The sequence below is a fragment of the Paenibacillus sp. YN15 genome, from assembly GCF_003285005.1.
Taxonomy (GTDB): Bacteria; Bacillota; Bacilli; order Paenibacillales; family NBRC-103111; genus Paenibacillus_AR.
The window spans coordinates 297771-311657 of sequence record NZ_QMFA01000001.1; the positions used below are offsets into that span (position 1 = coordinate 297771).

The following is a 13887-nucleotide window of genomic DNA, read 5'->3' on the forward strand; positions in this document are numbered from 1 at the left end:
AGGCGAAACAGCCCTGCTTTTGCTTTGTCCCGGATATCGCGGATGGGAGTCGCTTCCGCTCCACCTGCCTATCCGTTTACCGGAACGGCGTTTTGGAAATACTCTTCCAGTGTCCAACGGTTCTCATACACGACCTTGGCAATATCGACGCCTACATAGCGGATATGCCACGGCTCGTAGCTGTAGCCGGTAATGTCTTCCTTGCCTTTGGGATAACGGATGATAAAGCCCGTTTCATGGGCGTGCTCCGCCAGCCACTTGCCCTCCTTGGTGGCGCCGAAGACCTCCTCCAGCCCAAACTTGGCGCTTTGGCTGGATACGTCAATGGCCAAACCCGTCTGATGCTCGCTGAAGCCCGGGCGTGCGCTGACCTTGTCCGCCTCCGCCTGGCCCTGGGTTTTGACGTTGTTGTTGTACACGCTCACCTGGGTGGCCCGGGAGCGGTAGCCGGACACGCCGTACAGCTTGATCCCGTCCGCGGAGGCTTGCTTAAACAGCTTCTCCAGCGCTTGGGCGGCTTCCTTGCGGAGCATCCGCTTTTCGGCTTTGCCGCTGAAGGAAAAGTCCACATTCGGCTCAACCAGGTCCGTCGGCTCGTAGTTGTCCGGCAGGCCGCGCTCCTTGTTCACCACCACGGCAATATCTGTTTCGTTGGTGACGACATTTTTGCCGGAAACGGTTTTGACGGTATCCTCCAGGGCATATTTTATGGTAACGCCGACGGTTGCCTTCTTGCCCTGGTAATCTGCGCTGATGACGGCCTGGGAGCCGGTGACGCCTTTGGGGCCGGGCTTCACATTGCCGTTTGCATCAACCGCCACCAGATCGGGCTTGTCCGATGTATAGACGATGGCTTTGGCATCGGGGATGGCGGTTTTTTCCTTTTTGGCGTTGAAGCCGGTCACTGTAAGCTGCAGAGTCTGGCCCGGAGCCACTACAGCCTGGGCGGCCTCAAAAGCGATGGATTGGACGCTGCCGTTTTTGCCGGCGGTGGGAGACGCAGCTGCCGCGGTGGCTCCGGCAGAGCTTGCCGGGGATGAAGCCGATGCAGTGGGAGCGGGCTCCGCTTTGTCGCTGCCGCAGCCGCTTAAGGCCACACTTCCGGCCAAGAGGGAGCCGAAGAGGCAGACGGTCAGCTTTTTCTTCGAAATGGATGACATGAGTTCCTCCTTGCCCCTGTCTTCAACACAGGGAAATGCTTGCTTGATACAAAAGAGCAACCCTATTATAGCACTCTAGCGGAACAATTGCCTAATACCGGGTAGCGGAGGCCAGAGAGAAAGAGGGAAGCGGGAGCATAATCCCAAGGCAGAGCAGCGGCCGACAAGCGTCTATTCTTCGCCGGAAGGTGATAGCTGCGGACAGAGAATCCGTTATTTTCCTCATATGCCCCGTTTCTCGATTTTCACGGACAGACGATCCCCTATTTCACTCCGGAAGCATAGAGAATCCCCGTTTTTTCACACTTAACGGATTCTGTGTCCGCAACGGAGAAAAAAAGGCCAATTTTGGCCAAATAACGGAACCAGGGTCCGCCGCCAAATGAGACGCGCCACCATGCCTCCGGAGTCCGGGAGAATACCGATTGAGGGACCACGCGGCGGAGGCAGAGCCGGGGATGATCATATTGGCTGCCCGGTATGGAATAGCTTCCGTACGCTTGACGTACCCCGGTACGCCTGCGCGAAAGTGCCTTGCGTGGAACGAAGTCCGGCAAAATCTGCTCCCTTCGGAGTTTGCACACACACCCTAAAAAAAGATGCGGCATTTTGTCGAAACAAGTGGTAATCTTATAGCGGTCGGACCGGATTCGAGATATAATATGAAAGCGTTTAACCTCGCCTCCACAGGATGGTGTTCATCATGAGTCTTCGTATCTCCCTTGCCAAAATAGCCGTTTCCTTCATCGCCCTGTCCTTGCTGTTTGCCTCCTACCAGATGATGCTGGCTTCCGGCGAAAACAGTGAGCCCAAGGTCATTATGCTCCGTCTGGAGGATGTGGGACCGGGAGGGGAATATTCCAATATGGACCAGTTGGGCAAGCTCCGGACGGTTCTGGAGTACCTGGCCCAGCAGGGGGTTCATTACCAGATCGGGGTGATTCCCCGGTGGGTGAATTATTCGGAGGAGGGCTTAACCTATAGCCGCTCCCTGGACCAGCTGGGAGATTTGTATACCGAAAGCCTGGTCGCCATTCTGAAGAACGCCGCCAAGGAAGGGGCGGTCATCGGCATGCACGGCTTCACCCATCAGGCGGGCGAAACCAAACGGGCGGACGGCCACCAGGAAACCGGCATCGGCAATGAGTTTAATGTGGCGGATATGCCGGAGACGGCTGCGCCTGCCTTTGCCGAGCAGCGGGTGACGGAAGGGCTTAAAATATTCGATGCGGTGGGGATAACCCCCGCCTTCTGGGAGACGCCCCATTACCATGGAGCGGTGGAGCAGTATCCGGTTTTTGCCTCCCAATTCGGAATTATCTACGAAAACGAAATCACCCAGCCCTCCCAAACGGAGATCCATCTGAAAACGGACATCAACAAAGGGGCCGGAGCGCGGACAAGAGGCGTTGCCTATGTGCCCACTCCCTACTCGTACATTCCCTACAACAAGGATGAAAAGCTGATTACGGATCAATTGGGCAAAACGGATAAGCTGCCTTCCTTCTTTTATCATGCTTTCCTGGAGTTTAAATTTCTGCAGCCGGTGGTGGATGAGAACGGTACGCAGGTTTACCGCAACGGTCTGCCGGAATATGCCTACCCGGAGAAAAGCAAAACCAATCTGCAGCGGCTCATTACCGCCATCAAGGACAGGGGGTATACGTTCCAGTCCCTTCTGGACGAGGTGCCTTTTACCCCTTGGTCGGAGCTGCCCGCCGGCACCATGGGCCGCAACACCCGTTTGGGTGACGCTACCGGGGACGGTCAGGCGGATGCGGTCATCTGGCAGGAGCAGGGCCAAGTGGAGGTGCGGCCGGGCAGCTACCGCGGCAAACGCAGCGATCCTCTGCCCGCGGCAGCGGTGTGGGCCCAGATTCCCAAGCAGAAGGGGGATCTGTTCAGCCTGAAGGATGCCAACGCCGACGGCTCCGCAGATTTGTGGGTGATCCGGGCGGCCGGACAGCTGGAGCTGTACCTGGCAGGCAGCGGAATCTATTCCCTCTCCGGCACATGGAAGCTCCCCGAGCTCCCGGCGTTAAGCGCGGTCCAGGTGCTGCGCCAGCGGGACGGCGGCTTCGCCCTGGCCGTGGTAACCGCCAACGGAGCGCAGCTGATCCCGTACACGAAGCAAAACGGGGAATGGAAGCGCGGCGAGGAAAAGCGGGGCCGGGTGGCGGATTACCGGACCATGCAGCTCATTGCCGACAAGCAAACCGGCGCAGACCGGCTGGCGTATTGCCGCAAAACCGGAAATGCCTGCATCCGGCTGGAGGTATTGCCAGGAGGCGATTCATGGACAGCGGAGCGCAGGGAAATTCCGCTCTCCGGCGGCATGGGCGACCGGCAGCTGGCCGGAGATTTTAACGGAGACGGTCTGGAGGATATGCTGATCTGGCACGACTCGGACCGCAGGGTATCGCTGTACCGCCAGGACGCGGACGGGAACTATGCCAAGCTGTCGTCCCTGGGGCCTTGGGGGCTGGAGGGGGCGCGGCCCGCAGCCATGGATCTGGACGGGGACGGCCGGACGGATCTGGCTTTGGTGGAGCCGGACGGGTCTCTGGATACGGCAATGTCGTTTCAGATGCGGGAATGGATTCCGGAAGAATAGCAAACAAGACCCGGCCGGAAATGCCGGGTTTATTGTTTGAATTTTGGCGGTTTTTGGTGTTTTTGGCGTCATGTACTTGTTCAGTCGGGTATCCATTTGGCATAATGGTAGAAGAATGCAAGAGACGGGTGGAGGTTGCTTAGATGAAGTCGTGGTTGGGAAAGCTGGGGATCTGCTCCTTGCTGGGGTTGTTTTTGTGGGCAAGCGCAGGATTCGCCGCAGAGGGTCTCATACATAATTCCGGTTTTGAGGAAGGCGCTTCATCCTGGGAAACCGATGTCTGGAACAGCGGGGACACGTACAGCAGGTTTTCTGTAACGGAATCTCCTGTCCATAGCGGCAGCAAGGCCGCTTACATTGAGAGTGCGAGAGAAAACGATGCGAAGTGGGTACAGAAGGTAGAGGTAAAGCCCAACACCCTGTACAAGCTCTCCGGCTGGATCAGGGCGGAGGGGGCAACTGGCGGGGCCAAAGGGGCCAACCTGTCGGTGCTGGGGTCCATGGATATGTCCGCCGATCTTCTGGATACCGGCGGCGAGTTTTTGTACGTGGAGCTGTACGGCAGAACCGGCGACAAGCAGAAGGAGATCAAGGTTGCCGCCCGCTTGGGCGGGTATGGCAGCCTGAACAAAGGCAAAGCCTGGTTTGACGACATTGCCCTGGAGGAAGTGGACGCCGCTCCCACAGGGGTCACCGTCGCCTCCTTCACCGAAGCCAAAACCAACGCAGGAGCCGACGGCAAGCCGGCTGCGGCCACTACGGGCACACCCTTCAAGCTGATGGGCTATGCCCTGGCTTTCTTTATGCTGTATGGCATTGCGTATATCACCTTATTCCGCAAGGACCGCATGGGGCGCTTCTCCCCCGCCCGGGCTCAACTATGGCTGTTCGTGCTGCTGGCTGCCGGGCTTGTATTGCGCCTGCTCCTGGCGAGAAGCCCGGGCTACGTCAGCGACATGAATACCTTCAAGGCCTGGGCCTCCCATGCGGCTTCCGGCGGACTGACCCAATTTTACAATACGGACATGTTCGTGGATTATCCTCCGGGCTACATCTACGTGCTGTATGTCCTGGGCAAGCTCCAGGCTTTTTATAACCTGGCCGCGGATTCCATGCCGCTCCTGGTTTTGATGAAGCTGCCCGCCATGCTGGCGGATTTGGCCACGGCGGGATTGTTCTACCGGATGGCCGGGAAGAAGCTGGGCCAGGGGGCCGCCTTCGGCATTGCGCTCCTGTATGTGTTCAATCCGGCCATACTGATCAATTCCGCAGACTGGGGCCAGGTGGATTCCTTCTTCACTTTGTTCCTGCTGCTGACCTTCAATGCCGTCCGGGACAAAAAGCCCATTGCCGCCGGCATCCTGTTTGCCCTTACCGTGCTTATTAAACCGCAAGCCTTGATCTATACGCCGGTGCTGCTGTTTTTCTATTGGCAGGGCAAAAGCTGGAAGAGCTTCCTTCAATCCGCCGCCAGCGGGCTGGCTGTGCTTGTGGCGGGAATCCTGCCGTTTTCCCTGTCCATGAAACCCTTATGGATCATTCATTTGTACAAGGAAACGCTGATGTCCTATCCCTATGCTTCATTGAACGCCTTTAACCTGTACGCCCTGACCCTGGGGAACTGGAAGCCGCTGTCGGATACCTTCATCCTGTTCTCCTACGGCACCTGGGGCACGCTGTTCATCTTCGTTGCCGTGGGACTGGCGCTGTATTATTTCCTGAAGGGCAAGCATCACACGGAGGGGCTGCCATATTTTATCGGGCTGGTGCTGATTTCCACCATGTTTCTCTTCGGCTCCAAGATGCATGAGCGCTATTGGTTCCCTGCCGTGGCTCTTGTTCTTGCCGCATTCGTGCATGTGAAGGACAGGCGGCTCCTGCAATCGTTTGTGGGCCTGTCCGTCTGCCACTATCTGAATGTGGCGTATGTCCTCAACCTAAGCTGGGACGGGGCGGCGCCGGCCAAGACCGACGGGGTGATGCTGCTCACTTCCTTTGCAAGCCTGGCACTGTTTGGTTATTTGCTGAAAATCGGCTATGATGTGTTTGTAAAGGGGCGGCTGCAGCCGGTTTATGATCCCCAGTTTGAGCGCAGCCTTCGGGATACCGCCGCAGGGGACAGTTTGCAGGGGGTGAAGTCCTCCGGAGGTCTCCCGGAATCCCTTCGTTTGGGGCTCACGCGCCGGGACTGGCAATTGATGCTGGGGCTGACGGCGGTTTATGCCGCGGTGTCCTTCTATAATCTGGGATCGCTGAAGGCTCCGGAGACGGTTTGGGAGCCGGCGGTCAGCGGCGAAAGCTTCTATGTGGATTTTGGCTCGGTAAAGCATATTGAGCGGATCAACAGCTATGCGGAGATCGGCGAGGGCAAGCTGAAGATCGAATTTGCCCAGAATGCGCCCGACGGCTGGAGCGATCCCCAGACGGTGGATGTGACCTATACCAAGTTCTTTACCTGGAGTGTGCAAAAAACGGATATTGCGGCCCGTTATGCGAAATTCACCGTGGAAACCGGAGGGATTTCCTTAAGCGAGCTGGCTTTTTATGAAAAGGATGGGGAGAAGCCCTTGGCTGTGGAAGCCATCCATGCCGACGGCATGACGCCCCCCGTGCGCGGCTCCATCGGCCTGCTGTTCGACGAACCAGAGGATTCCCATTACCATCCGACGTATATGCATGGCAGCTATTTTGATGAAATCTACCATCCGCGCACAGCGTATGAGCATATCCACAATATCAAGCCATACGAGAATACCCACCCGCCTCTGGGCAAGCTGATTATCGCCATCGGCATCAAGCTGTTCGGGATGAATCCCTTCGGCTGGCGGATTATGGGCAATCTGTTCGGAATCGCCATGGTGCCCATCATGTATGTGTTCGGCAAGCGGCTGTTCCGCTCCACCCATCTGGCGTTTATGGCGGCCTTCCTGTTTACCTTTGATTTTATGCATTTTGCCCAGACCCGGATTGCGACTATCGATACCTACGGCGTGTTCTTCATCATCCTGATGTTCTACTTCATGTACCGGTACATGGCCATGAGCTTCTACCGGGTGCCCCTGCGGAAGACGCTGCTGCCGCTGTTCCTGTCGGGCCTGTTCTTCGGCATCGGCGCGGCCAGCAAGTGGATTGTGCTGTACGGCGGGGCCGGATTGGCCGTTCTGTTCTTCGCCTCCCTCTACGGGAGATTCCGGGAGTATCAGGCTGCGGGAGATGCGCTGCAGCCGGACGGGCAGCCTGAAGGCCGCATAAGCTCCCGCAAGCGGAGAACCGCCCTCCTCCGGGCGGATGACAAGGAGCCGGGTGAACCGGCTGATGCCGATTCCGCGGCGGAGCATGCGGCGCTGGAGCGGGTCCGGAGATTGTTCTGGCCTTCTCTCATTAAAACTGTACTCTGGTGCATTCCCTTCTTCGTCATTATTCCGGGGATTATCTACAGCGCCTCCTTTATCCCGTACATGACGGTTCCGGGAGAGGGCTTCTCCCTGGACCACCTGATCCAGTACCAGAAGGACATGTGGGATTACCACAGCAAGCTGGTGGCTACCCACGGCTTTGCTTCCCCGTGGTGGGAGTGGCCGTTTATCATCAAGCCCATCTGGTTCTATTCCGGCCAGTCGCTTCTGCCTGAAGGGCAGGTATCCAGCATCGTGTCCATGGGCAACCCGCTGGTGTGGTGGCTGGGCCTGGCTGCCGTCATTGCTGTCATCATTCTGGCGGTAAGAAGGCGGGACAAGGGCATGATTGTCATTCTGACCGCCTTCTGCTCCCAGTATCTGCCGTGGATGCTGGTCACCCGGCTGACCTTTATTTACCACTATTTTGCCATGGTGCCCTTCATTGTGCTGTGCCTGGTTTACGTCTTCAAGATTCTGAATGAGGAGCTTGGCATGCGGCGTTGGGTAAACTGGTTTTATATGGGCGCTGTGCTGGTGCTGTTCATTCTGTTCTATCCGGTTCTGTCCGGAATGGTAGTGGACAAGTCCTATGTAGCCAACGTGCTGCGCTGGTTCGGCACCTGGTATTTCTACAGCAATTAATTCTGCAGATCAAGAAAGCCGCCCTGCGGACAGGCATTAGCCGAGGGCCGGAGCGGCAGGAGGGAAGGAAACATGGTACAGTATTCGATTATTGTTCCGATGTACAACGAAGAGGCCGTAATTGAGGAAACCTACAAGCGCCTGAGGGAAGTTATGGATGAAACCGGAGAGTCCTACGAGCTGCTGTTTGTCAATGACGGCAGCCGGGACAGAACCGTAGAGATTGTGAGCCGGTTGTGCGAACGCGACTCCCATGTCCGCCTGCTCAATTTCTCCCGGAACTTCGGGCATCAGATTGCCATTACGGCCGGTATGGACTATGCCGCGGGAAATGCGATTGTGGTTATTGACGCTGACCTGCAGGACCCGCCTTCCATTATTCTTGAAATGATTGACAAGTGGAAGGAAGGTTATGATGTCGTCTACGGCAAACGGCTGAAGCGCAAGGGAGAGACGATTTTCAAAAAAGCGACGGCCAAGTTTTTCTACCGGCTCCTGCGCAGCATGACCAATGTGGAAATTCCCGTGGATACCGGGGATTTCCGGCTGATCGACCGCAAGGTGGCGGATGTGCTGCGCGGGCTTAAGGAGAAGAATCGTTTTGTCCGCGGCCTGGTCAGCTGGGTCGGCTTCCGCCAGACCTCGGTGGAATATGTTCGGGAGGAGCGTTGGGCAGGGGAAACCAAATATCCTCTGAAGAAAATGATCCGCTTCGCCATGGACGGCATTACCTCTTTTTCGTACAAGCCGTTGAAGCTGGCCACTTATCTGGGCTTTTGCCTATCGGGCTTAAGCTTCATTTATCTGCTGGTGGTGCTGTACCAGGCGCTGTTTACCAGCTCCACTACCGCCGGATGGGCGTCAACCGTAGCCATCAACCTGTTTTTCAACGGGATTGTGCTGATCCTGCTGGGCATCATCGGCGAATATATCGGACGGATCTACGACGAGTCCAAGGACCGCCCCCTGTACATTATCCAGGAGGTCAAGGGCGGCGTCCCTTCCCCTTCCGCCAAGGAACAAATACCTGAGCCGGAACGGGTCCGCTGATTGCGGCGCAGGAGGATGGATATGAGTAATTCCGTGGGCCGGATGCAGGGTCTGATTCAGTTTATTAAGTTTGGCCTTGTGGGCGTTATGAACACGGCGGTGGATTTTCTGGTGTATGCTCTCCTGACCTGGCTGGGGATGCAATATCTGGTGGCCCAGGTATTCTCCTATTCCGCAGGGACGTTGAATAGCTATGTGGTGAACAAGCTGTGGACCTTTGGCGGCAAGGCTGCGCTAGGCGGGGAGAAGGCCAATGCGGGGAAGGTGGATAAGGGGGAATTTGCCCGGTTTGTCCTGGTGAATCTCGCTACGCTCCTGTTATCCATCGGACTGCTCTATATTCTCAAAACCGGCCTGGGCTTTCACCCGCTGGTGGCCAAAATCGGAGTAACCGCCGTTACGGTAGTGGTGAATTATATCGGCAGCAAGCTGTGGGTGTTCCGCGGCCAATAGCCTTCAGCGCTGGAGAGGAGCTCCGGCGTTTTTTTGTTGCTTCCCCTGATTGGTGGTCGATGCACAGAGTCAGGAGATGTCCGTTGAGGGACCAGGCAGCATGGCAGGGAGCAGGTTGTCAATGGATGCCGACAGATGTCCCTCCTTATCAAAAAACCTCAAAATATGTGATAAATATAATTGTATGCGGAGGGGGAAATTGGATTTAATTTAATTAAGCAATTACCATCATCTGGAATGGATAAGGGGGGCGCCGATGATCTCATGGAGAGAAACTTACAATATCGGAATCGACGAAGTGGACCAGCAGCATCAGGAGCTGGTGGCGAAGCTGAACGAGTTTCTGGATGCCTGCATCCAGCAGAAGGGCAAGGAGAAGATTATGGAGACTCTGGCCTTCCTGCGGGATTATACGGTTGAGCATTTCCGGTCGGAAGAAGAGATCATGCTGAAGTACAACTACCCCGAATATGTGGAGCACAAAAAGGATCATGATGATTTTGTGGCTTCCGTGCTGGAGCTGGAGGCAAGCATTCAGGAACAGGGCGCCACCATTGTAAGCACCCTGAAGCTGAACCGTACTCTCACGGATTGGCTGCTGTCCCACATCAGCAAAAGCGACATGAAGATCGGCCAATTCTTGCGGATCAACAACATCCTGTAGCACCTTAAACCAACCCCCGCGGGTACGGACGCCGTCCGGCCTTTGGGGGTTTTTTTGTGCGGAGCTTCCACTATGGCTGCTTGTAGATTTCCCGCATCACATGTCCAAGCTCGGGGAGGATGATGCGGGTCATGGCCAGCTTGACGGCTCCCGTCGATCCGGGCATGGAGAAGATAGCCGTCCGTTCCTTCACGCCTGCAATAGCGCGGCTCAGGATGGCGGCGGTGCCAATATCCTCCGTAAAGCTCAGGTAGCGGAAAATTTCGCCGAAGCCGTGCATTTCCTTGTCCAAAATTTCCTTAACCGCCTCATAGGCGTTGTCCCGGGGAGCGATGCCTGTCCCGCCGTTCATCAGAACCGCTTCGATTGCAGGATTGCGCACGGCCTGGAGCAAAAGCTCTTGTATACCTGCTTTGTCGTCTTTGACAATGCTGTAGGCTGCCACGGTGTGTCCGGCCTCCTCCAGCAGCTGCCAGATGCTTTGCCCGCTTTTGTCGGTTTCGGCGGTGCGGGTATCGGATAGAGTAAGGATCATGCACCGGACGTTGGACGGGGCTTCGCGCCGGTGAATCTGGACGGAGTTTTCCATTTTTTTAGGCTCCTTATGATTGTTGGAAATACCCTCTTGGGCTTCCGGTTTGTATCAGTGTAACACAGAAGGGCCGGATTGACAGAGTGTAAGCCAGGAATTATAGTAGTACCAATGTGAGTAATCGTAACAATTACCATTGAGACGACCCTGTAAAAGAGGGCCTTGAAGGAGGAGCATCTGGATGGAGCGGCCTGTGCCGGTATATATTTTAGCGGGATTTTTGGGCAGCGGAAAAACCACCCTGTTAAGCCGGATTATCCGGTCCCTGCAGGAAAAAGGGCAAAAGCCCGCCGTTGTGATGAATGAGCTGGGCGAGGTGAATCTGGACGGAGTTGCCGTTGGCCTGGAGGTGCCTATGGCGGAACTGCTGGACGGATGCATCTGCTGTACGATTCAGGGCGATCTGGGGATTGCGGTGCAGCAGCTCATTCGGGACGAAGCCCCCGATGCCATATTCATTGAAGCGACAGGCGTGGCCAACCCCATGGAAATTCTGGACGGGGTAACAGAGGCATCCCTGTACACCCGGATGGAGCTGAAGGGTGTGATCACGGTGGCGGATGCGGCTATGCTGCTGGCGGAAACCGCCAAGGCGGCAGGCAAAACCTACCGTCTGCTGGAGGAGCAGATCCGCTGCGCGTCCCTGATTATCCTGAACAAAACCGATCTGGTGGACGAACCGGCGCTGGCTTCCCTGGAGGAGACCCTGCGGGCATGGAATCCCCATGGTATGCTGGTCCGCGCGGTGAAATCGGACATTGATCTGCGGCTGCTGGACAGGCTGGACGGCTCGCCGAAAGAGAGGAATGCTTGCGGGTGCGGAGAAAAACACGGGCACGATCATAAACATGATCACCACGAGCATGAAGACACGCATCATCATGAACATGATCACCACGAGCATGAAGACACGCATCATCATGAACATGATCACCACAAACATGAACACGGACACCATCATGAGCAAGAGGATGGACATCATTGTTGCCATGGCGGCCACGAACACGATCATGAGCATCACGGACATTCTGAGCATCACGAGCATGGGCATACCTGCTGCGGCGGGGAACACTCCAAGGAGGGGTACCACCACAGCCATGAGCATGTGATGGTCTACACCCGCTATCTGACGGGACCTGTGGACAGCGCGGCGTTTGAAGCTATGGTGGGCCGTCTGCCGGAGGAGGTTTACCGGGCCAAAGGTGTGCTGACCTTCAAGGATACCGCCAGCCGTTATCTGTTTCAATATGCTTACCGGCAGGCGGATTTTATGAAGATTACTCCCCAGATCCAGGTTCCCGATGTGGTGGTGTTTATTGGCGAACAGATTCCGAGAGCTTACCTGGAAGCGGAAATGGACAAGCTGGAGGAACAAAGGGCAGGCAGCTAAGGCGGAGCGGCTGCTTGACCAATTGTCTCCCGCTCTAACCAACTCCAGCGCTTTCCCTCCTGCAGCCGGCACAAGTTTTGCGTCTTATCCCGGGCTGTTCCGCATATGTGTGTAGTAATGGCAGGACAGGGACATTCCGGAGGAGGAGTACCGTGCAAATTCATGTCGTGCAAGCAGGACAAACCTTGTTTGGCATCGCCCAGACGTACAGCACCACAGTGGACGCTATCGCCGCAGCCAATGAAATTCCCGCTGCTGCCGGACTGGTGGTCGGCCAGGCTTTGGTCATTCCCATCGACGGCTCCTATTATTGGGTCAGACAGGGGGATTCCCTTTACAGCATTGGCAGGCAGTGGGGAATCCCGTACCAGGAGCTGGCCAGGGTCAACCGGATACCGGCGAACGGCGTTTTATCCGTCGGCACCCGTCTCTACATCCCTCCGCGGCCCAGAAGCAGGGCGGAGGTCAATGCCTATGTGGAGCCCCGCGGCAGCGAGGTCAGCGCAGCCCTGACCAATGCTTCCCGCCAGGCGGCGCCCCATCTTACCTATCTGGCTCCCTTCAGCTTCCGGATCAACCGGGACGGGACTCTTCAGCCGCCTCCCTTGGGGGAACTGCCAACCATTGCCCGGAATGACGGCGTCACCCTGATGATGGTGGTCACCAACCTGGAGAATGACCAGTTCAGCGATGAGCTGGGGCAGGTCATCCTGAACAGCGAGGAGCTGCAGAATACTCTGCTGGACAATATTCTGTCCACTGCAGAGCGCCTGGGTTTCCGGGATATCCATTTTGACATGGAGTATCTGCGTCCGGCCGACCGGGAGGCCTACAATGCCTTCCTGCGGAAAGCGGCAGCCCGGATTCACGCCAAGGGTTATCTGATCTCCACCGCCCTGGCTCCCAAAACCAGCGCAACCCAGCAGGGCAGATGGTATGAGGCCCATGATTACAGAGCCCACGGGCAGATTGTGGATTTTGTGGTGATCATGACCTATGAATGGGGGTACAGCGGCGGCCCGCCCCAGCCGGTTTCCCCGATTGGCCCGGTGCGCCGGGTGCTGGAATACGCCCTGACGGAGATTCCCGCACAGAAAATTATGATGGGGCAAAATTTGTACGGGTATGACTGGACCCTGCCGTATGTGCAGGGAGGGCCGTTTGCCCGGGCGGTGAGCCCGCAAGCCGCCATAGAGCTGGCCAGACAGTATGGGGCAGCGATATCCTATGACTACCAGGCGCAGGCGCCCCATTTCACCTACAGAAGCAGCGACGGCAAGGAGCATGTGGTTTGGTTTGAGGATGCCCGTTCCATTCAAGCCAAATTCAATCTGCTAAAGGAGCTGGGAATCCGGGGAATCAGCTATTGGAAGCTGGGGCTGCCCTTCCCGCAGAACTGGCTGTTGCTGGAGAATAATTTTGTGATTGTCAAAAAACCGCCGCCAACGCCCCCTTGAAAAAAATAATCCTTGACTTTCTCTCCAATTTTAGAAGTTCTTGACGGCCGTGTGCTATAGTAGTAATAGCAGACCTATAGAAAGAGAGAGGGATAGCTATGACCGTCAATCAGGATGAGCAGCTTCATATGCTGTGGAAGGAAAAGCGGGAGTGCACCGTCATAACGGTGAACGGAGTGCCGCTGAAGGGAAAGATCGAGGCGTTTGACAAATTTGTCGTTTTGGTCCGGGCGCGCTCGGGCAAACAGAGTATGCTTTACAAACACGCGTTGTCCACGATTATACCGGATTAACCTGCTTTGAGCCCGGCCTGAACTTCAGGCCGGGTTTGGTTTTAGTTAACAAAATCAAGAACAAGAGCAACGCTACCCTCATACGAGAAACTCAGCAGCCCCTGTGCCTTAGCCGCTGCAAAAAATCCACCAGATCCACCCGAGTTGACGCGGCGCTTTTGTTCGGAGAAAAGG

The 13887-nt window shown here is 56.3% G+C and carries 10 protein-coding genes; 8 read left to right on the forward strand and 2 right to left on the reverse strand.

Annotated elements, in window-relative coordinates:
- Window positions 1-68: 68 nt before the first annotated feature.
- The gene (locus DQG13_RS00975) at window positions 69-1160 is read right to left on the reverse strand and encodes a D-alanyl-D-alanine carboxypeptidase family protein (RefSeq protein WP_258525401.1); all 1092 of its coding nucleotides are present in this window, start codon (window positions 1158-1160) and stop codon (window positions 69-71) included.
- A 703-nt stretch (window positions 1161-1863) separates the two neighbouring features.
- On the opposite strand from DQG13_RS00975, the gene DQG13_RS00980 reads away from it, so the two are divergent.
- From DQG13_RS00980 to DQG13_RS01000, 5 genes are all read left to right on the forward strand, one after another.
- Window positions 1864-3774: a DUF2334 domain-containing protein gene (locus tag DQG13_RS00980; protein WP_181592495.1), complete on the forward strand. Its 1911-nt coding sequence runs from the start codon at window positions 1864-1866 to the stop codon at window positions 3772-3774.
- A gap of 143 nt (window positions 3775-3917) precedes the next feature.
- Window positions 3918-7814, forward strand: coding sequence for a glycosyltransferase family 39 protein (locus tag DQG13_RS00985; protein ID WP_113017490.1), 3897 nt, complete (start codon window positions 3918-3920; stop codon window positions 7812-7814).
- A gap of 72 nt (window positions 7815-7886) precedes the next feature.
- Window positions 7887-8864 carry a glycosyltransferase family 2 protein gene (locus tag DQG13_RS00990; RefSeq protein ID WP_113017491.1) on the forward strand — a complete coding sequence of 326 codons (978 nt, stop codon included), beginning with the start codon at window positions 7887-7889 and terminating at the stop codon, window positions 8862-8864.
- 21 nt (window positions 8865-8885) lie between these two features.
- Window positions 8886-9317 (forward strand): GtrA family protein, encoded by a 432-nt coding sequence (locus DQG13_RS00995; protein ID WP_258525402.1) that lies wholly within the window; start codon window positions 8886-8888, stop codon window positions 9315-9317.
- Window positions 9318-9573: 256 nt separating this feature from the next.
- Window positions 9574-9981 carry a bacteriohemerythrin gene (locus DQG13_RS01000; protein ID WP_220094309.1) on the forward strand — a complete coding sequence of 136 codons (408 nt, stop codon included), beginning with the start codon at window positions 9574-9576 and terminating at the stop codon, window positions 9979-9981.
- A gap of 70 nt (window positions 9982-10051) precedes the next feature.
- Here DQG13_RS01000 and DQG13_RS01005 read toward each other — a convergent pair whose 3' ends face one another.
- On the reverse strand, window positions 10052-10570 hold the full coding sequence (locus DQG13_RS01005) for a MogA/MoaB family molybdenum cofactor biosynthesis protein (protein ID WP_113017492.1): 519 nt from the start codon (window positions 10568-10570) through the stop codon (window positions 10052-10054).
- 184 nt (window positions 10571-10754) lie between these two features.
- Here DQG13_RS01005 and DQG13_RS01010 point away from each other — a divergent pair, with 184 nt between their 5' ends.
- The 3 genes from DQG13_RS01010 (at window position 10755) to hfq (ending at window position 13713) form a co-directional block, all read left to right on the forward strand.
- Window positions 10755-11963, forward strand: a complete 1209-nt coding sequence (locus DQG13_RS01010; RefSeq protein ID WP_113017493.1) for a CobW family GTP-binding protein — start codon at window positions 10755-10757, stop codon at window positions 11961-11963.
- A gap of 152 nt (window positions 11964-12115) precedes the next feature.
- Entirely contained in the window at window positions 12116-13420 is a 1305-nt protein-coding gene (locus DQG13_RS01015; RefSeq protein WP_113017494.1) for a glycoside hydrolase family 18 protein, read from the forward strand.
- A 98-nt stretch (window positions 13421-13518) separates the two neighbouring features.
- Complete coding sequence (gene hfq, locus DQG13_RS01020; protein WP_113017495.1) at window positions 13519-13713, forward strand: RNA chaperone Hfq; 195 nt, start codon at window positions 13519-13521, stop codon at window positions 13711-13713.
- The last annotated feature ends 174 nt before the right edge of the window (window positions 13714-13887 follow it).